At 70.9% G+C, this 18,508-nt stretch carries 14 protein-coding genes; 6 read left to right on the top strand and 8 right to left on the bottom strand.

From position 1 onward, the window contains the following. Positions 1–67: 67 nt before the first annotated feature. The 4 genes from AB0C62_RS09715 to AB0C62_RS09700 form a co-directional block, all read right to left on the bottom strand. Positions 68–1,663, bottom strand: coding sequence for a VWA domain-containing protein (locus tag AB0C62_RS09715; RefSeq protein WP_362971284.1), 1,596 nt, complete (start codon positions 1,661–1,663; stop codon positions 68–70). 108 nt (positions 1,664–1,771) lie between these two features. Further along, the gene (locus AB0C62_RS09710; RefSeq protein WP_362971282.1) at positions 1,772–4,378 is read right to left on the bottom strand and encodes a hypothetical protein; all 2,607 of its coding nucleotides are present in this window, start codon (positions 4,376–4,378) and stop codon (positions 1,772–1,774) included. A 43-nt stretch (positions 4,379–4,421) separates the two neighbouring features. After that, positions 4,422–5,831 (bottom strand): hypothetical protein, encoded by a 1,410-nt coding sequence (locus AB0C62_RS09705; RefSeq protein WP_362971280.1) that lies wholly within the window; start codon positions 5,829–5,831, stop codon positions 4,422–4,424. Positions 5,832–5,923: 92 nt separating this feature from the next. Beyond that, complete coding sequence (locus tag AB0C62_RS09700; RefSeq protein ID WP_362971278.1) at positions 5,924–7,222, bottom strand: hypothetical protein; 1,299 nt, start codon at positions 7,220–7,222, stop codon at positions 5,924–5,926. Positions 7,223–8,352: 1,130 nt separating this feature from the next. On the opposite strand from AB0C62_RS09700, the gene AB0C62_RS09695 reads away from it, so the two are divergent. After that, the gene (locus AB0C62_RS09695; RefSeq protein ID WP_164369660.1) at positions 8,353–8,562 is read left to right on the top strand and encodes a hypothetical protein; all 210 of its coding nucleotides are present in this window, start codon (positions 8,353–8,355) and stop codon (positions 8,560–8,562) included. Positions 8,563–8,640: 78 nt separating this feature from the next. On the opposite strand, the gene AB0C62_RS09690 is transcribed toward AB0C62_RS09695, so the two are convergent. Beyond that, entirely contained in the window at positions 8,641–10,197 is a 1,557-nt protein-coding gene (locus AB0C62_RS09690) for an FAD-dependent monooxygenase (protein ID WP_362971276.1), read from the bottom strand. 179 nt (positions 10,198–10,376) lie between these two features. Continuing rightward, entirely contained in the window at positions 10,377–11,090 is a 714-nt protein-coding gene (locus AB0C62_RS09685) for a TetR/AcrR family transcriptional regulator (protein WP_352202769.1), read from the bottom strand. 268 nt (positions 11,091–11,358) lie between these two features. On the opposite strand from AB0C62_RS09685, the gene AB0C62_RS09680 reads away from it, so the two are divergent. Beyond that, positions 11,359–11,565 carry a tautomerase family protein gene (locus AB0C62_RS09680; RefSeq protein WP_164369844.1) on the top strand — a complete coding sequence of 69 codons (207 nt, stop codon included), beginning with the start codon at positions 11,359–11,361 and terminating at the stop codon, positions 11,563–11,565. Between the two features lie 69 nt (positions 11,566–11,634). Here the strand turns inward: AB0C62_RS09680 and AB0C62_RS09675 are convergent, their stop codons facing one another. After that, a complete protein-coding gene (locus AB0C62_RS09675) occupies positions 11,635–12,570 on the bottom strand; it encodes a LysR family transcriptional regulator (RefSeq protein WP_362971274.1) in 936 nt (311 codons plus the stop codon). Positions 12,571–12,703: 133 nt separating this feature from the next. On the opposite strand from AB0C62_RS09675, the gene AB0C62_RS09670 reads away from it, so the two are divergent. Then, positions 12,704–13,984, top strand: a complete 1,281-nt coding sequence (locus AB0C62_RS09670) for an MFS transporter (protein ID WP_164369842.1) — start codon at positions 12,704–12,706, stop codon at positions 13,982–13,984. Between the two features lie 121 nt (positions 13,985–14,105). On the opposite strand, the gene AB0C62_RS09665 is transcribed toward AB0C62_RS09670, so the two are convergent. Next, complete coding sequence (locus tag AB0C62_RS09665; protein WP_081222268.1) at positions 14,106–14,513, bottom strand: PPOX class F420-dependent oxidoreductase; 408 nt, start codon at positions 14,511–14,513, stop codon at positions 14,106–14,108. Positions 14,514–14,854: 341 nt separating this feature from the next. Between AB0C62_RS09665 and AB0C62_RS09660 the strand changes: the two genes are divergently transcribed. From AB0C62_RS09660 to AB0C62_RS09650, 3 genes are all read left to right on the top strand, one after another. Continuing rightward, positions 14,855–15,454 (top strand): hypothetical protein, encoded by a 600-nt coding sequence (locus AB0C62_RS09660; protein ID WP_362971272.1) that lies wholly within the window; start codon positions 14,855–14,857, stop codon positions 15,452–15,454. A 618-nt stretch (positions 15,455–16,072) separates the two neighbouring features. Next, positions 16,073–17,452 (top strand): FG-GAP-like repeat-containing protein, encoded by a 1,380-nt coding sequence (locus AB0C62_RS09655; protein WP_362971270.1) that lies wholly within the window; start codon positions 16,073–16,075, stop codon positions 17,450–17,452. A gap of 300 nt (positions 17,453–17,752) precedes the next feature. Continuing rightward, positions 17,753–18,220 (top strand): DUF6083 domain-containing protein, encoded by a 468-nt coding sequence (locus AB0C62_RS09650; protein ID WP_362971268.1) that lies wholly within the window; start codon positions 17,753–17,755, stop codon positions 18,218–18,220. The last annotated feature ends 288 nt before the right edge of the window (positions 18,221–18,508 follow it).

Below are 18,508 nucleotides of genomic sequence, written 5' to 3'. Positions count from 1 at the left end.
GAGCCGTGCGGGCGGCCGGCGGTACGGCAGAACCGCGGCCCGTGCCTCGGCCGGAGCTGGATGGAACTCAGTGCAGGGCAACGGCCGGCCGGCTCTGCGTCTCGTGGGAGAAGCCGATCCCGCACAGCACCGTCGACTTGCCGATCTCACAGGTGCCGCTGTCGCGCAGCCGGTCGTCGCCGGGCCTCGGTGCCTCACGAACGCACTGCAGGACGAGGACGAGCCGGCCTCCTTCGTGCCGGCCCCGCACGGAGATCCGCGCCCGCACGCTTCCGGCGTCGGTCTCCTGGCTGACCTCCCTGCCGCCCAGCAGAATGGTCTGTCGCTCGCCGGAACGCAGATCCGTCACGACCAGCGCCCCGGACAGCTTCGGGTTGCGTCGCTTGTACGTGCGCCAGGCGGCCGCCGCGCCCAGCAGGGCGACGAGCAGGATCGACGGGTACAGCCAGCCGGGGGTGCGGGCGGGAACGGTGCCCACCAGGTCCACGTCGGTGACGGTGGGCCGGCCCGTGGTGAATTTGGCGTACCCGATCGAGCTGCGCACCGTTCGCGTCCACGGCGAGGAGACCTCGGCGCGGATTCTCACTCCGGCGCGGAAGTCGCGCGTGCCCGGCAGCAGGCCGAACTCGGCGTCCTGGGACCAGGTCAGCGTCGCCTCGACGGTCCGGCTCCGTCCGGGACCGATCGTCACCGGCGTGGCCGGAGCGGTGAGATGGACCGTCGCGTCCCCCGCTGCCGCGTCGGCCGTGAGGTCGACGTTCAGCGGGACGTGCCGGGCGTGCGAGGTCAGCGTGACGCGGACGGTCTCGGACCGCTTTCCGGTGCCGCCTCCGGCAGGCAGTGTGACCTTCCCCGTGCCGTGCCGTTCGAGTCCCTCGCCCTGGACGGAGACGGCGACCTGTTCGCCCTGGTCGGCACGCAGGACGCTCTCAGCCTTCTCTGCCCGTACCCGTTCCTTGGCGTCGTTGAGCTGCGAGCCCAGGGCCGCGGGGTCGACGGGCAGGATCCGCGGAGCCCCGAAGGCGCTGCCGAGGACTTCGGACACCTGTGTGCCGTCGGCGAGGGGCAGGCCGTAGCCGATGACGTCGCGGTTGGTGCCGAGGGCGTCGTACCGGGCCCTGAGCTGCTTCCACGCGGGTGTGCCGAGGCGGGCGTAGGGGCTGTCGGGTGCGTTGACGGCGCCGTCGGTGAGCATGAGGACCGCTCCGACGGGTGCCGTGCTGCGGTCGAGCTGGTCGGCGGCGACGTTCAGGGCGGCTCCGTGGTCACTGGCCGTCTCCTCGGCGGCGCGCGGGAGTTCCTTGCTGAGCAGCTTGCCGGTCCGGTTCGCCGGGGACATCGGGTGGACGACGCTGGTGGCGCGCCCGAAGGTGACGACGGCCACCTCGTCGGCCGGAGTGAGGGTCTTGAGGAAGGAGCCGAGGCGCTTCTTGACGGTGGAGTACAGCGGCTCTCCGTCGGGGCCCTTGTCCTGCATGGAACTGGAGGTGTCGACGAGGACGACGTACGCCGCGGGGACGTCGTCGACCTTGAGCGACCGGTAGATGCCGTCGCGGGGCAGGGGCTTGTCGGTGGCGGCGGCCGGTGCGGCGCCCGCGGCCGCGAGGGCGCCGGCCGCGGTCAGCAGCAGGGCGAGGCGCGCGGAGGCCTGGATGGTGTGCATGAGTTGTCCCCCCAAGGACGTGCGTGGACGGGTTCGGAGTCGGGGTCCTGGCGAGCTCCGGCGCTCCGGAGCGGCGGTCGAGGAACGGCGTCGGAGCGGCACGAGTGCTTACGGGCGGATGTGGGAGGCGCCGGCGTCGAGCCCGCGCAGCCGGTCGATCTCGTGGTCCATCTGCTTCTGTTCGTGGGCCAGGTCCTGTATCTGACGGGCGTTGTCGGCCCGCCGCTTCTTCAGGCAGTCGACGGCGTGGCGGATGTAGGCCTGCCACAGCGCGGGATCGGGCCCGCGGCGGAGGGCCAGTTCGAGTCGGCCGGTCTCCTGGTCCGCCCGGTGCGGGCCGTCCTGCGACGTCCAGGCGTTGCGGTAGGCCGTGAGGATGTCGAGGATCCGTTCACCGACCGGGCCCCGTGCCGCCCAGGACCGCAGGGGGGCGCAGAGTTCGTCGGGGTCGGCGCCCGCACGGTGCGCTTCGAGCAGTCGGGCGGCGAGTGCGCGGCGGTCCTCCGCGGTGTTCCCGACGGCGCGAGCGGTCCGGTGCACCGTGCGCAGGGAGAGGGCCGGCGCCAGTTCCGGTCGGTGGCGGGCGATCCGGTCGAGCCAGCGGCTGTCCTGCTCCGTCTCGTTCCAGAGGGGATTCCGGGTCAGCCGCGCCACGGCGTCGACGACCACGAGGTGAGTGGGGGAGCCGGGCCCCTCCAGCAGCCGCAGGGCGAGTTCGCGGCCGGTGCCCTCGGGGCCCTCGCCGGTCTCCGGGTCGACGGAGAGGACCTCGTCCAGCAGGCCTTTCACGACCCTGGCCGCGTGTTCGCGGACGAGGGGCGAGTCGAGTTCCGCCTGCAGTGTCGAGGCGTATCCGGCGAGCCGGGTGGTGACGCCGGCCGAGCCGGCCAGCTCCGGTGTGCGGGTCAGGGCGAAGAAGCCCTCCGGCAGCCGGTCGGTGAGCGAGCACAGCATGTCCCAGCGTGCGGCGGTCTCGGCGCGCAGCTGGTACGGCGGGCGGTCCAACGCGCGGTGGAGCTGCGCCTGCGGTGTTGCAACGGCCGGGTCGGTCGGGGTGCTCCGGCACGCGCAGGCCACGAGTCCTTCGAAGAAGCCGCTCCTGAGGAGGGGGTCGGCGAGTCCGCAGGCTGCGGCCGCCGCCAACAGCCGTGTGGCCGGACCCGGATGAGCCTCGGTCCACTTCTTCGAGAGACCGGCCGTCGCGTTCCCGGTCGCCAACAGGCCGTACAGCGGTGCGAGTTCGGGGCTGCCCGGCACGTCGGGCACCGACTCGTCGCAGAGCCAGCGCAGCCAGGCCAGGACCTGCGGGGCCGGGTCGTGCTGGTGCGCGCACACGGCCTGTACGAGCCGTCCCGCCAAGCCCGGGATGCCCAGCAGTTGCGACTGGGTGAAGGCCATCGTGCCGGGGCTGAAGGCGGTGATGGTGGGCAGCAGCCGGTCGACGACGGGATCCTGCGCGTCCGCCGAGGCGCGTCGCCGTACCTCGTCGACCACACAGGCCAGCGCGCGGTCGAGTGGATCGCGGCCCTCGCGCGTGTCGGGAGTCGCTTCGCGCAGCGACTCGAACCGGCTCCGGGCGTTGTCGAGTTGTCCGTCGAGCAGGTCGTCCACGAGCTGTTCCCAGAACGCCTGGGACACCTCCGCCTGCGGGAGATGGCGGGCCATGGCGCTCAGGTCGGTGGACCGCCCGGCCAGTTTGGCCGCGGAGAGCACGGCGACGGACTGGGCGTCGAAGACGTCGTGGCGCAGGGCGTCGTCGATCAACTGGTCGTCCACCGTCCGTCCGTGGCGCACCTCCTGCGCGAGAGCCAGCCCCGGGTTGAGCCCGGACAGAATGTGCAGGGCGTCGGCGTGCACGTGTGCCGAGTCGAGGTCGAGGGGTTCGCGGGAGCGGGCGAGATGGGCGACGACGGTCTCGCCTCCGTGGGTGTGCCATGCCTCGATGAGGAGGTCGAAGTAGGAGCGCGCGCCCGGGGACAGCCGGTCGAGGTCGGGGAGGCCGCCGTCCCAGACCAGGCCCGTGACGCCCGGCGACTCGTCGGCGACGCCCCAGTACAGACGCATGGGCACCTGGGATCCCGAGGAGCTGCCGGTCGCTGCGGACAGCGAGGCGCGCACGCCGAAGGGGAGCATCGCGGCGACGCAGTCCAGTACCTGGAGCAGGTCGAGGGGCTTGTAGTCGCGGGCGCCCGTCACCACGACGGGGCCGTCGAGGAGGCAGGCCGCGGCTGCCGCGAGCCAGTGGCTGCCCGCGGTCACCCGGTCGCTGATGGCGCTGCCCACATGGGCGAGGAGCCCGCCGCCGTCTCCGACGGGCAGGTGGACGGGCGCGACGCCGGACGCGGGCACGAACGGGACGGCTTCGACCGCGGCTCTGGCCATGTCGCACCAGCCGAGGGAGAGTTCTCCGATCCGGTCGGTGGGGACGGCGAAGTGGTGGATCCGGTGGATCGTCCGGTTCGTCCGGTCCACGTTTTCGGTGCTGTCCAGCACGTAGATGCCGAGGGTGTCGGTCCCGTCCGGAGTCCGCCCGGGTCCGATGGTGATCCAGGGGAGTTGGTCGCCGCGCGCCGGCGTGCCCGGCGACCAGTGGAGGATCGAGGCGTTGTAGTCGGCGCTCCGGTCGGGCGGATAGGCCGCCAACACCTTGTAGCCGCTGTTGGTCCGGGGCTCCTTGCCCCACAGGGCCCAGTGGGCCGTCAGTCCCGGTGGCATGGCGTGTGGTCTCCTCTCGTGGCGGTGGTGCGGTGCCGGGGGGTCAGGACTGCTGGGGGCCGACGCCCCGCAGGAAGAGGAAGGGTTCGAGGATGTTCACGGGCCGGGGCGGCGCGACGAGCCGTACGTCGTCCTCCACGGGATTCACCAGAGACGGGTTCTCGAAGTCGAAGCCGCGCTCGGGATCGATCCAGAACCCGACGGCCGAGCACACGAAGTACCCGACCCGCTCGGGGGCGAAGTACTGCTCGATCTGTTGCTGGATCTCGCGCAGGCTGCCGTGCGGGAACGCGTGGCACAGTCCGTCGAACAGGCGCTTGGCGTCCATCACTTCGGGCTGTCCGGTGCGGGGGTTGAGGCGGACGTTGCCCTGCTCGCAGGCGAAGCGGAACACCCGGTCGTCGTCGAACTTGGCCAGGCAGACGGCGATGCTGTGCGGCAGCTTGTTGCCGTGGCGTTCGCCGCGCATGTTGATCTCGGTGGCCACTCCCCCGAGGACGTCGGTGAAGAAGTCCGCGTTCTGGCGGGCGTCGTCGGCCACGGGTCCCTCGTCGCCGTTGACCTGCCACTCGCGGACGGGGTCCACCACGTACACCATGGCCCGGGCCGTCCCCAGGTCCTTGATGAGCTTGCCCCCCAGTGCCGCACCGGTCTGCGACCGAAGGTCGAACGCTTCGCCCGGCAGGTCCCGGAGCGTCACCTTGAACTCCGTCAGGTCGCGGCGATCGGCACCGCGCCGCCAGCGCTTGCCACCGCCGCGCGCGAACCGTGTTCCGCCGAGGTTTCCGGCCAGTGTGAAGCGGACCGGCCGCTGCTCGGTCAGGGTGGCGGGCGGGAACGTCCGGTCGCGGTAGAGGGTGTGTGCCAGGTCGCTCAGGAATTTCTGGGAGGCGTGGTCCTCCGGCCACATGTTCCACTCTCCGTACATGGGGTCCTGTACGGCTCGGGACAGCGCGGCGAGGAGCGTCGATTTGCCGCTTCCCATGCCACCCCAGAGGGTGATCGTCGATTCGGGTGCGGAGGCGTCCTCCGCACCCTGCTGGGCGGCCTCTTTCCGGGAGGCCTTCTCCGAGGCCGTCTTCCCGCCGGACTTGGCCCGTTTCTCGCTCGGGGAGGCCTCCTCCAGCTTCTCCATGAAGACGGGCGGCGGGGCCTCGGCCCTGTGCCCGGGGTCGGTGGTGGGCGGGCCCGGAGCCCTGGCCTTGTCGTCGTACGGCGAGGTGGGCGCGGGTACGGGCGGGGCGGGAGAGCCCCCGTTCACCGGCGCGGAGCCGGGGGCGCTCCGGGGGGCGCCGACCGGCGCCTGTGCGGGTGCCGGTGGCAGCGCGACCCGGCCACCCACCAGGGTGGAGGGGTCGAAGACGGCGAACGGTCCCTCACCCGCCCTGTCGCGTCTCTTCCGCTCCGGCCCGTCGTCGCCGTTGCCCTCGGCGCGCTCGTCCTTCATGACCATGGTGGTCTCCCCCAGGTGTCGGCGGCGGTACGGTCCCGCCGCGCGGTTGCTGTGCCGCGCACCCCCCGGTGCGCGCCTACGTCGTGGAGTCGTCAGCCGGCCGCCGCCGGCAGCCAGTCGCCCCCTGCTCCGTCGGACACGACCAACCGGATCGGTGTGCCGTCCTCGGGCAGGCCGAGGGCGGGTGCCGCGACGGCGGAGGCGATGGAACGGGGATCGTGCCCCGCCGCGAAACGCCCCTCGGCGCCGAACAGGTCCCAGGCGCGGTCCGCCCACTGCGCGAGATGCGGCTCGCCCGCCAGCCGGTCCATCCACGTCGGCTCGTCGACGACCGCGACACAGGCGACGCCGTCGTAGTGCCGCACCGACCGCAGCGCGGCCTCCCACTCCAGCCGGTCCGGGCAGATGCGTACCGCCGCGCCGCGCCGGAGCACTCGCGGTGGCCGGTTCCGTGGATGCGGAGGCCGGGAACCTACGACGAGGAGGACCCGGTGACTGTCCGGGCGCCACGCGTCGCGCCAGTAGGACAGTTCGTGCGGTACGTGTTCGAGGCCGGTGGCGAAGTCGTGCCGCAGCGCGCTTCGGTGCCAGCCGCCGAGTGCCTGTTCGGCGGCCTGCGGATCCGACAGGGCCACCCGGTGGACGAGGGGATCGCTGTGGTGGGGCCGGTCGAGGGGAGCGTGGTCGCGGTACCCGATCAGTCCGATGCGGAGTGTGTCCTCGTCCCCCACGGCGTCCCGTACGGCCGCGACGACGGCCGCCGCTTCCTGGAGCCGCTCCTCCACGGCCACACCTCCGTCGGCCTGGGGCCCCGCGATCTCGACGGCGAGCACCAGGTCGACGGGGCGGGGCCGGGACAGCCTGCGCGGAGTGTGGAGCGCGAGTGCGGCCCATGGCGACGTCTCGGGCTCGTGGGGACCGTCGTACCGGAGCTCCACGCGGTCCGGTGCGGTGAGCCGGTAGCGGAGGACGGCCCGTGCGCCCGGCGGCAGTTCGAGGCGGTCGGCCCGGAGGGAAGTCCAGCGCGACGGCGGGTCCTCGGGTCCGGCCGAGACGACCGCGGCGACGCTCTGGCCGACGGTGGCGCCGCCCGGTGGGGCCGCCACGGACACCCTGACGTCGGGGCCGCCGTCGCTGTCCGTGGGATCGCTCGGCCTGCTGCCCGCCGGGAACAGCATGCGTCGCACCAGCCCGACCGTGCCGGAGGCGCCGTCGACGTGGGCGCCCGCGAGCCAGACGGAGTGCCGCAGCGGCAGCCCCGCGAAGAGGTCGTCCGGTGTCTCGGGCCAGTGGACGGGCAAGCGCACACGCAGTACCGACTCCTCGGCGGCCCGCAGCACCTCGGCAGCCTGCTCGACGAGTGGCCAGCCGGCGGCTCGTACGACGAGCACGAGAGGCCCGGCCGAAGGTGGAGACCGGCGGGCGAAGGCACACAGGCGGCTTCCCAGTGAAGCGACGATGTCAACGGACTCGGCGCCGGGTCCGGGGTTCGCCCTGCCGTGCGCAGAGGCCGCCCGGTCGTCCATGGTGGGAAGTCCCGTGTCTGCTGCGGCGGTTCCCCCGGCGAGAAGGAAGAGGCGGAGGAGCCGTGCAGGAGGAAGTCCTTCCTCTGCGGACAGGGCATTGGGCCAATCCGTTTCAGCGAGTTGCCGGATATCCAGCCCGGAGCGATCGTCGTCATAGGAGACACGTGTCGTGCGGAGCCGCTCGCAGCCGACCTCCACAATGCGCAGCGACGGACAACGCCCGGATGCCAGGGACGTGAGAATCCAGCCGAGCCCCGACCGTGTGACGCGAGCCCGTTCCGCATCCTGCACGTCGTGCCACGCGCGCCGCCATGCCTGGGGCCCTGGTGTCGAATCCGCCAACAGATCTGTCACAAAGCCCTGTTCAGGCGCCCGCGGAGGCGAGCCGGTCATCACGCGTGCCGCGTCCAGTACGTCGGCGACACGCAACGCGGCACGGAGGTTCCCGCTCTCGTCGTCTCTCCCGGATTCCGCCCGCACGAATTCCCCCCGTCCCGCTGCAATCACCGGTGCGTCAACTGCCCTACGAATAGGCGTTGTTCACCGCGGTCAGGACGTGACTGCGCCCTGACCGAGAGCACGCGAGTCTGATCACACAACCCCCGGAGTCCCCACTCCGCTTACGCGTCACACTAATAGTCACGCGAGGGCCATCGCAGCATTTTCGGCAGCATCTCGACGACATTCGGCCAGCTCGATTCCATACCCCGAATTCGAAGCGAACAGAATTCCTAATCAGTCGAACACGCTCTAATTCTCCGGCCTTTACGACCCAGGACCGGCGTCGACTGTCGGTTGCCTGCATCGGGACCCACAGAGGGACGCGGGGGGGGACAATGTTCGGCATGACCACTTGAAGAGCGCACCACGTCCGGCGAGGCTGGTCGAAGGTCGGGACGTGGGACACGACCTTCGACGGGGATCAGCGGATCTGTGCGGCGTGCGGGACACCTGTCCACTCGTACCAGTACCGCTCCTACCCGTCCGACTCCGCGATGTTCGAACGATGCGTCGGGCTCGCCTGGTGTTCGGGCTGCCGGATCTACTCCGGCTCGATGGTGCACGTTCCGAGGAAGCGTGTCCTCGTGGACGCGCTGGCCTCGCTGCCCGAGGACGAGCGGGAACGGGTCGGGCGGAGCGAGACCAAGTTGGTCGAGTTCCTGGCCCGCCGCGCCCGGAGCGAGGCCGCACCTCCGGCCTCTTGATCGCCTGCGAATACCTCGTCCACGGACACCGGTCTCCCTGAATCCAGCCGCATCAGGGAAGCCGTGCCCGCTCTCGGCCTAGACCCCCGCCGAGACCCTCCCGGTCAAGACCGGAGTGGCGGATTCCATCGTCGCGGCCCCGCTCCTTGGAGTCAGCCAGGCGGCGACCGCCTCGTCGATGTCGACGAGGTCCCCGGCCGTGTCCGCCGCCCAGGCGATGTAACCGTCCGGGCGCAGCAGCAGGGCGGCACACGGGAGCCCGGGAACGGGTGCCGACCGCACCACGCGCAACGCACCGCGCAGCCTCGGCGGCGGAGCCCAGTTCGAGGCCGTGGCCCCGAAGCGCACCAAGGCCATACACCCGTCCGCCAGGAGCCTGATGGCGTCGACGGGCCCGTCGTCCGTGGCCAGTTCGAGGTTGTAGAGGAACCGTCCCTCCCAGAGGGACGGGTACCTCGATCGTGCCGGCAGCACCGTGTCCTGTCCGCTGACCATCAGGGCCAGCCGCACCGCCTCGGTGGCGACGTCCGCCGCGGTTCCCGTGGCTGCGGTCAGCTCCGCGAGGGACGCGGGCGTGTTGACCGGTCGCATCAGGTCCACCTGTTTCCGTACCTGCTCCAGCAGACGGGCCGCGGCCGGCCTGCGCTCCGCGTCATACGAGTCCAGCAGCCCTTCGGCGGCCACCCCCCGCACGGTGAACGCGAGCTTCCATCCGAGGTTCAGGGCGTCGAGCAGGCCTGTGCTCAACCCCTGTGCCCCGATGGGGAAATGAACGTGCGCGGCGTCCCCGACCAGCAGGAGCCGGCCCGAGCGGTAGGACCGGGCGAGGCGGGAGAAGTCACTGAAGCGGCTCAGCGAGCGCGGTTCGTCCATGTCGATGTTCCGGCCCATGACCTTCGACGTCTCACGCTGGAACTCCTCAAGTCCCAACGGGAGCCTGTGATCCGCAGCAGGCGTCAGGCAGTCGACGACCCGCAGATGCCACCGGCCGTCCTTCGTCTCCTTGGCGACGGCCCAGCCGCGCGGGGTGCGATGCCATCCCGGCTCGGGGACTCCCTCCCCCGCGCACCGCACGACCCCCACCATCGCGGCCACGGTCGGGGCGGACTCGTCGACGGGGATCCCGCCGAGGGCCCTTACGGTGCTCCGGGCACCATCGGCCCCGACGACGTACGCGGCCTCGAACTCGCTGCTTCCCCCGGGGTGTTCGGCCGTCACCACGACCGATCGCTCGCCGTGTTCGAGGCCGACCACGCGGTACCCACGCAGCACCACGGCTCCCGCGGCGCGGGCGCGCTCCTCGAAGTCCCGCTCAAGGACGGCCTGGGGTCGCTTCAGCAGCGGCTCCGGTTCACCGGCCGGGGCGGTCAGCTCCAGACCCCAGAGGCCCGCGAAGTGGAAGAGAGCGGACACCGGCCCCTCGGTCAACGGGAGCGCGGGGGCGGGCAGATACCCCCGGCGCGCCAGGACCTGGGCCGTACGAGCGTGCAGGGTGGTCGCCCTGGGACGGCCGGACACCTGGGCCCTCTCCTCCAGCACGACCGTCCGCACCCCGTAGCCGGCCAGTTCGGTCGCGAGCAGCAGCCCCACGGGGCCACCGCCCACGATCACGACATCCGTTCGGACACACTCCATCAACGTCGCCCCCCAGCGGTCACACAACACCGACGTCTTCGTCACCGGACGCACAAAAATATACCGGTCGCCTGGTTGTTTTCTCAGGGCTCCGCAGGGGCCTGTTCCGGCCAACTCCGAACAGCGGGCCTCCAGCACCGCTTGACGAAGGGGCCGGGATCTCACATCGACGGTTCCGCTCAGGTCGTGTCGTCACGGCCTGGCGCCGCGATGCGGTCGAGCCAGCGAACCAGCAGGGCGGTCTCCACGGGTTCGAGGGCTTCGGTTCCGTTCAGGTCCAGTTGAGCCCGGAGGCGGAGGGCGACGGAACGCAGGCCGTCACCCTCGTGCGCGGTGCTCGACCGGCCGAGCACCCTGGCGAAGACCGCGTCCCTCATCAGGTGGGAGACCGTCGGATCGTCGAACAATGACGGTGTCGCGATCTGGTTGAGCGCGAGGCCGACGTTCGCCGACAGGATCAACTCGGCCGCGATGTGGGGATCGACCTTGAGCGCGCCCACCGCCGCACAGCGCACGAGTTCCGCGACGAGCAGGTCGAACACCTGCTTCCGCGCGGTGGAGTGCGACCCCGGCCGGGGGGCGAACATCAGCCGGTAGAGCGCCGGATTCTCCTCGGCGAACGCCATGTGCCCGTCCCAGCCGGCCAGCAGGTCGGCTACCGGCTCCTCGGTCCGTTCTTTGGCTGTTTTCAGCGCGGTGTATCGCTCGTAGCCGTGATCCGCCACCGCGTCGAGCAGCCCGCGCTTGTCACCGAACAGCCGGTAGAGCACCGGCTGCGTCACGCCGACGGCCTCGCAGACGGCACGAGTCGCCACGTCATGGTCCGAGGAGCCCGCCAGTTGCCGCAGGGCGGCTTCGATCATCGCCGCGCGGATCGTCGCGTCCGTATCCATGAATCAAGGATACGTGTGATGAGTAACGACGTTACGCACTGCGTGGTAGCGTCGCCGTATCGCCGATTTCAATATACAGAATCTTCGATACGCACGGACTGGGGAAGGGAGGGTGCCGCGTCTGCGCGCCGGTTGCGGCGGCGTCGGTCTCACCACCAACGAGGTGGAGTCGACCGCACCGCCCGCGCCGACCTCCACAGCCGACGGGATCCAAGCCGGCCCCAAGAGTCCACGTCACCCAAACGCCAAGCAGAAAGCAGGAGTTGTCATGCCGTTCGCCAACCTGAAGGTGCCCGCCCACACCCTGACCCCGGAGTCGAAGAAGAAGCTCATCGACGCGGTCACCGCCGCCTACGCGGAGGTCTACGGCGAACGCGCCCGGGCCAACACGCTGGTGGTCATCGACGAGGTGGCTGAGGGCGGTTGGGGCCTGGGCGGGACCGTTCTCACGTCCGAGATGCTCGGTACGAGCTGAGCACCGGGAGGTCGGGCCGACGGCGGCCGAGGTCCGGCCTCTGCCTCCCGTCCCGCGTGGCGGCTCCGTTCAGCTCTCCGACACCCATTCCGGCACCCACGTGCCGGCCGCGCCGTAGCCGGCGTCCGAGGCGGCCAGATGGGTACGAAGGGTGGCCAACGCGGGATGGGGGTTGTCGCGGTGCCACAGGAGAGAGTGCGGGTAGACCGGCATGGGGTCGGTCACCGGGATCATGCGCAGCCCGTAGCCGGCGGGCCAGACGTGGCGGGTGTGCTCGCCCATGAAGGTGGCCAGGGCCGGGGTGTCGGCGATGGTGTCCAGAAGGGCGTCGGAGCCGAAGTTGGGGCCGGTCGCCTCGATGGTGAGACCGAACTCGGCGACCAGGTCGTCGTAGAAGACGGCCCACTCGGTGCCAGGGACGATGCCCGGCATCCAGATCCGGTGCCCCACGAGTTGCGCGACGGTGACCGACCGGGCGCCCGCCAGCGCGTGGGCGGGTCCGGTCATCAGCTGAAGCGGCTCGTCCAGCACCCGGACGGATGCGATGTCCGGCGGCAGGGGCTTGTCCGGGACGGCGACGGCGCGGAAGGACGCGTCGATGGTGCCCGAGCGGATGGCGGCGACGGCCGTCTCGATGTCGAACAGCATCACCACGTCGAGTTCGATCTCGGGATGCGCCCGGTGGAAGCCGCGCAGCAGGCCCGCCGCCGCGCCGCGCGAGGCGATCACGTCGACGCGCAACGCGCGGCGCCCGGTGTGGACCGACGCGAGCGCGCGTTCGGCGACGCGCAGCAGCTCGCGCGCGTGGGGCAGGAACGCCTGGCCGTCGATGGTGAGCTCGGCGCCGCGCGGGGTGCGGGTGAACAACCGCACCCCCAGGTTGCGCTCCAGTACCGCGATGCGTTTCGAGACGGCCTGCTGGGTGATCGCCAGCTCGGCGGCGGCCTCCTGGAACTGCCCCGTGTCGGCGGCGGCGACGAAGGTCCGAACGGTGTCGAGGTCCATTCCACCACCCTACGTACACAACCGATGGTTGTGAGCAGGCGGTCCTGCGGTTGTTTGATCCAGCGGAAGCCGCCCGCTTTGATGCTCCTGATCGCGTAATGGTTGTACGGGTGGGAAGCGAGGAACTCAGGGCATGAAGAGTGGCCGGCAGCCCCGAAGGCCGTTCGGACGGCTGCTCGGGCAGCGGCTGGGGCGGCCGTTCGGCTGGCTCTGGGGAGCGTACGGAACCAGCGCGCTCGGCACGTGGCTCGCCTTCGGCGCGTTCCCGCTGATCGCCATCCAGGTACTGCACGCCGGCCCGGCCCGGGTCGCCGCGCTCTCCTCCGTGGGAGCGGCGGTGGGTGCGGCGGTGGCGGTGCCGCTCGGCCCATGGGTGGAGTTCCGCCGCAAGCGGCCGGTGCTGATCACCATGGACCTGGTGCGGTTCGCGGCGCTTCTGACCATCCCGGTGGCCTTCGCGTGCGGCGTGCTCACCTTCGTTCAGCTGTTGCTGGTGTCCGTGGTGGTAGCGGCGGGTGACATCACCTTCCGCGCCGCCTCGGGCGCCTACCTGAAGACGCTGCTGCCGTCGGAGGACCTCCTTGTCGCCCATGCGCGCTTCGAGTCCACGGCCTGGACGACCACGATCATCGGTCCGCCGCTGGGCGGCGCGGCCATCGGGATCCTCGGCCCGGTGGCCACCGTGGTGGCCGACGCGGTCACCTACCTCCTCTCGGCCCTCGGCATCCGCGCGTCGGGAGCCCGCGAACCCCTGCCCGAACGGCGGGAGGCACGGCGCATGCGGGTCCGCGACCTGCTCGACGGGTGGCGATACATCCTCGCCGACGGGACACTGCGCCCGCTGTTCTTCAACACCGCCCTGTTCAACGGCTTGGTGATGGCCACGGAACCGTTGCTCGCCGTCCTCATGCTCAGCCGGCTCGGATACGAGCCGTGGCAGTACGGTCTCGCCTTCGCCGCACCCTCCGTCGGCGGCCTGCTCGGCTCACGTCTGGCCCGGCCGCTCGCCGCCCGGTTCGGTCAGCACCGGATCCTGCGCGGGGCCGGAACACTGCGCGCGATCTGGCCCATCGGGCTGGCCTTCATCGGATCCGGAACCCCGGGACTGCTGCTGGTCATGGGTGTCGAACTCGGGCTGATCTTCTGCTGCGGGGTCTTCAACCCGGTCTACGCGACCTACCGCCTCCAGCGCACCGCGCCCGACCGGGTGGCCCGGACGCTGACGGCGTGGACCGTGACGACCAAGGCGACGACGGCGCTCCTCACCGCGCTCTGGGGAGCACTCGCCGCCCTGCTCGGCCCCCGTACCGCCCTGGCCCTCGCCGGTGTCCTCCTGCTGACGACCCCCCTGCTGCTCCCCCGCCGAGCCGCCGCACCGGTCGACGAGCGGGTACCGGAACTCGCGGGTCCCTGACGGCCGGCCACGGAAGGCGCGGCCGTCCGAGGGCTGGGCCGGGCGCGCCCCTTCCCCGGGCCGGGGGCCGGGGAGGGACGCGACGGACGTCCGTCCCGTATCCGGGACGGCGCCGCCCGGATCAGATCGAGCCGACCACCTTGCGCGGGGTCACGCGGACGACGACGCGCTCGGCGTCGTCCTTCGAGGCGGGGTTGAAGTCCGCGTAGTCCTTGCCGGTGTACTTCCGCGACAGTTCGTCGATGAGTTCCTGACCGCCCTCCGTGGTCAGCGTGGCCGTGCCGCGGATCTCGGCGTAGGTGTAGGGCGCGTTCGGCGGGTTGATCATGACGGTGATCCGCGGGTCGTCCCGCAGGTTCTTCTCCTTGCGGCGGCCCACGGTCGTGGAGACCAACAGGTCATCGCCGTCCCGGCCGAGCCAGGTGATCGTCAGCTGCGGACTGCCGTCCGGCTGGATCGTGGCGATGGTGGCGAAGACCGGGTTGTCGTCGATGAGCTTCTTCAGGTCGTCGGAGAGTTCGGCAGACACGGAGCGGGTTCCTTCCCTCGGCTGGTTGCTGTCCCCGGGACAACTGCCCTCGCGGGAGATCAGCAACGGACAGCCTGCAAAATCGCGGCCGTGCCCGGCACATCCCGACAACTCGCCGCGCGGGGTTCACCCGTCCGACCCCATCCGGACGTGGCTTCGCCGACCTTGGGGACGCGAGAGAACGGGGGCCGCGGCGGCTCGTGGACGCCGTTCCTGCGCCTGCGGCAGTGATCGACGGGCTCGCTCCACACGATCGGATGAACCCCGCCTTCGGCGGCAACCGCATGCCGGGCCCCTTGAGTCACACATCGCACATTCACCGCACCACCTCAGGGGGAACCATGAGCCACCCGCAGCAGCCGCCGCAGCAGCCCGGCTGGGGAGGACCTCAGCAGCCCTACGGACAGCAGCCGCCGTTCCCGCCTCAGCCACCCAAGACGTCCGGCCGGGGGAAGGTCGTGGGGTTCGGCTGCCTCGGATGTGCCGGAGTGCTCATAGTCATCGGCATCATCGCCGCGGTCGCCAGTGGCGGCTCGGACTCGACCAAGTCCACGTCGTCCGCTTCGAAGAGCGAGACGTCTTCCGCGGACGCGCACAGGAGCAGTGGCCGAAGCGCCGGCAAGAAGCAGGGAACGGAGAAGAAACTCGTCGTCTTCAAAGCGTGGGGCACAGCGCCGTCCGGTGCCCTCGGCCCGCTGGACATCACGTACGGCTCCGACACGGACAGCCGCAAAGGCACCTGGAAGAACGGCAGGTTCGAGACCACTCTGCCCTTCAACGAGGACGCCTTGTACTACTCACTCACCGCACAACTGCAGGGTTCCGGCGACATCCACTGCTCGGTCACGGTCGCGGGCAACACGAAGAAGGGTCACGCGTCCGGCGGCTACAACATCTGCACCGCACAGCTCAGTTCCGGCCTGTTCGGCGACTGGAAGTAGGGAAGGCTGCCAAAGGGGTCGTTGCAGAGTCGCCTTCCGACCGTTCGCGCCGGTCCGCGGTCGCCGGCTGTCCCGCCGGTTCCACGGCCACCGCGACAGCGCGACTCCGCAGATCGAGCGCCAGGATCTCCACCTCGACCAGGGTGCCGACGAAGCCGGTCGCGGCAAGGCACGTGGCCGCCACCCGTGCTTCCCCCAGGGACAACCCGTGCAGGGCACGAAGGCTCCGCAACACGGGTACGAGGCTCAGCGCGTCGCCTGTCAGACGGAGCCGTGTCGGCCCGTGCTCCTGGAGCAACGCCTGTCGAATGCTCTCGGGCGTGACGGGACCTTCACCCTGCTCGCACCAGGCACTCGAGCAGTCCGCGCATCGCCCTTCCACCGTCCAGGCAAGCGTTCCGTGGTCGACGAACTGACCCACGTCGCACGTAGTGGTCCCGCCGCAGTCGGCGCATCGGCCGGAGACTTCGGCTCCCTGGGTGATCACAGGTCTCCTTCGCTTCGTCGGTGAATCCTGATCGCGACCAGGATTCGCCGGTAGACGCGTACAACCAAATCGCCCCCTCGACGGTCATCCAGTCGTCAGTGGTACGTCCCGTTGTTCACGGAGGCTCGTCAGTGCGCCGTTCTCTCACCATCGCAGTCGCTGTCGCGGCGCTCGTCACGGGTGCCGTGTGCGCCGCCGGCCCGGCCGGGGCTGCCCCGGTGGCGGCTGTGCCGGTCACGGACTTCAACGCCGACGGGTACGCCGACATCGCGGTCGCGGCGCCCGGTGGCACCGTGAACGGCAAGGACGACGCCGGGTACGTCACCGTCCTGTACGGATCCATCGGCGGTGTCGACACCAAGCGCCCCCAGGTGATCAGCCGCGCCTCCGCGGGCATACCCGGTGACGCCGTGAACTACGACTCCTTCGGCCGCGTGAGCGCCGCCCGGGACTTCGACGGCGACGGGTACACCGATCTCGTCGTCGGGTCGGAGAACGGGCCGACGATCATCCTGTGGGGCTCGCCCACGGGACTGAGGGACTCCGTGGCACTCTCGCTCCCCCCGCACAACGGCCCGCTGGCCGCTGGTGACATCAACGGTGACGGGCACGCGGACCTGGTCGTCGGCACCGGCCTGGTGGGCGTGGAGTTCGGCCCGATCTCCCGGACCGGCACGTCGTCGGGCCGCACCATCGTCCCCTTCGAGGACGAGGAGGACTCGCGCTACGAGTTCATCGTGGGCGACGTGACCGGTGACGGAGCCGACGACATCCTCACCACCCACGGCTTCGAGGACATGGGACACGGCACCCGCCTCTGGAAGGGTGGCAAGGACGGCTCCGTCACCCGTGTGCCGGGACCGATCACCCCCTCCTCAGGAGGTGTGGTCGCCGACTTCGACCGTGACGGGTTCGGCGACTTCGCCACCTTCAAGTTCGGCACGAGCCAGGAGGACATCACCATCCGCCCCGGCACGGTCGAGATCCGCTACGGCTCGCCCTCCGGCCTCTCCACCCGGACGACGACCATCACGCAGAACACTCCGGGGGTCCCCGGTGTCAACGAGACCGGGGACGAGTTCGGCCTCGCACTGGCAGCGGGCGACGTCACCGGCGACGGCTACCCGGACCTCGCCGTCGGGGTGCCCGGGGAGGACATCGGCAGCACCGACTCGGCGGGCAGCGTCGTGCTCCTCAAGGGCGGGCCCAAGGGGCCGACAGGCAGTGGAGCCCTCGCGTTCTCCCAGTCCACCAGTGGTGTGCCCGGCGCCTCGGAGCAGGGCGACCGTTTCGGCGAAGAGGTACAGCTCGCCGACGTGAACGACAACAACCGCGCGGATCTGATCGTCGCCGCCCCGTGGGAGGACGCCCCGAAGGTCGACTCCGGCGCGGCCTGGGTCCTGCGCGGCTCGAAGAACGGTCCGGTCACCAGCAACATCGCGACCTTCAACCCCGCCGGCCTCGGCACGCCGCAGGCGGACGCCCACTTCGGCTCCTCCTTCAGCCACTGAGGCACGCCGGACTCCAGCGCGGCGCTGGCGTCCGGGAGCGGGAGCGGGATGTCGAGCCCGGTCCGGTGCGGGCGGCCCGCTGTGCCAACCGCACCGTCTCCGGCCTGTTCCGCAGGCCCTCGGGCGCGGGAAGCAGGACCCTCGACGCAGGCCGGACTGCCGTGACACGTACCGGAGTACGTGGTGGTCTGATGCGGTAGGGGCGCCTGCGCCCTGATGTGCCGTGTGCAGGGCGACTTTGCCGAATAAGGCCGAAAGGCGCCCTGTCTCAAAGGTGTACCAGGCACTCACACTCGGAAAATGGCGGTTCTCAACAGTGTCAGCCTGCCTGAGTGCCTGTTGTGCTCCTGGAACGGGCCCGACGTTCGTGAGCGGGGACGGATCATTCGCCTGTCCGCCGAACTCTGCGACAGGTGCTGGAACAAGGTCGCCAACGAGCTTGCCCTGAGCGAGGGCGCCACGGCCGCGCCGGAGCCCGCGTTCGACCCGGATGATGTGGACCGGGTCGAGCCGCGTACGTGCCGGCGTTGCAGCGCGCCGGTGCGTTGCTGTCCGACCAACTACGACCGTTGGGTCGAACTGGCGACGTTCGAGTTGCCCGCCAAGAAGGTCCCTCCCCCGCACCGTTGGCGCCTGATGCGTCCGCGGGCGGTGAACACCCCGATCCCTGTGGCGACCGTGGCCATCAGGATCGGCGCCATCGACCCGACACCGGGCGAGCCCGTCGTTCCCGCCCATGCGTTCGTGTGCGTGAGGCGCGAGGCCTGACGTCAGGTCTGCACCCGCCGTCGGTGATCGACAACTGGTGGAAGACCTGGTTGCAGGCGGCGCGTGCTGAAGAGCCGGGGGCAGGACCGGCAGCGAGAGCGGTGAGGCGTACCGCCGACATCCTCCGCGCTGCCTCAGACCCAAGCCCTCGGGCGACGTACGTCAGGCATCAGCGCGATTGCTGCGGCAGGCCCTCAAAGGCTGCCGCAGCAAGACCGCCTCTGGCGCGCGGCACCGTTACCGGCCTCGGGCATCTCCACGTCGCCGTTGCGTCGAGGGCGGCGGCGA

This window comes from Streptomyces sp. NPDC048643 (assembly GCF_040650615.1).
Classification (GTDB): Bacteria; Actinomycetota; Actinomycetes; order Streptomycetales; family Streptomycetaceae; genus Streptomyces.
Note: the sequence above shows the minus strand (reverse complement) of the source record. Positions and strands in the feature narration are given on the sequence as shown.